1 protein-coding gene is annotated in these 1,108 nt (G+C 53.8%); it reads left to right on the forward strand.

Annotated elements, in window-relative coordinates; translation table 11 throughout:
- Nucleotides 1-1,056, forward strand: a 1,056-nt coding sequence (locus KDK13_RS18305; RefSeq protein ID WP_257286439.1) for a sulfatase/phosphatase domain-containing protein, incomplete at its 5' end; no start/stop codon positions are given.
- Nucleotides 1,057-1,108: the final 52 nt, after the last annotated feature.

Consider the following 1,108-nt stretch of genomic DNA (forward strand, 5'->3'; position numbering starts at 1 on the left):
GATTACGACTCCCGGGAAGACCTGTTTACCATGCAGAAAGCCCTGGAGTTTTTTCAGGATCCCGGTGATGAGCCATTCCTGCTGGCGGTAGAATTCAATAACCCCCATAACATCTGCAGCTGGGTAGGCGCCTTTGAAGGACCACACGGTGATATTCCGGGTATCGGCGAACTGCCTGAACTGCCGGAAAACTTTGAAGTTCTGGACTGGGAGAGCCTGCCTGCTGGTGTCGCCTATCAGTGCTGTAACCATTTCCGGGTAAAACAGGCCGCCCACTGGAGTGAGAAAAATTATCAGCAGTATCTGAAAGCCTACTACCACTACACCGGTATGGGTGATACCTGTATTGGTCAGGTGCTGAAAGCCCTGGAAAAATCCGGTAAGGCAGACAACACCCTGGTGGTCTTCTTCAGTGACCATGGGGATGCCATGGGCAGCCATCGTCTGGTGACCAAACACGCTTTCTTCTATGAAGAGACCAGTAATGTACCTTTTGTCATGGCAGGCCCGGGCATTCCGGTGGGTCAGTCCATTGATGCCCTGGGCTCCCTGTGTGACCTGGTGCCAACACTGTGCGATTACGCAGGACTGACAGCACCAGAAGGCATTTATGGCCGCAGCCTGATGCCACTGGTACGGGGTGAAACCCCGTCTGACTGGCGTGAAGAGGTAGTCAGCCAGTGGTTCAGTGAACGTGAAGGCACCACGGATATGCCTGCCCGTATGCTGCGCACCAAAGATTACAAATACACCGTTTACCGTGAGAACAACGACGAGCAGCTGTTTGACCTGAATAAAGATCCCGGTGAGAACTACAGCCTGGTCAAAGATCCGGCCTATGCCGATGTTCTGGCAGATATGCGTGAGCGCTTTAAACACTACGTGGCGGCCACCAACGACAACTTTTATCAGCAGGTGGTCACCGTTGATCCACAATGGCGCAGCCACAAGCCGGGTTACCCGCATCATACCGGTAGCAGTGCCATGGATGCCATTATCGAAAAGCGCAAGGCCATCAACGAAGCCAGGGCTGCCAGAGATCTTCAGGGAGCCTGACAGCCGTGAATACACAGCGCACGAATCGCCCCCCCTTTACCCATAAACGACA

The sequence above is a fragment of the Endozoicomonas sp. SESOKO1 genome (genome assembly GCF_024606265.1).
Taxonomy (GTDB): domain Bacteria; phylum Pseudomonadota; class Gammaproteobacteria; order Pseudomonadales; family Endozoicomonadaceae; genus Endozoicomonas.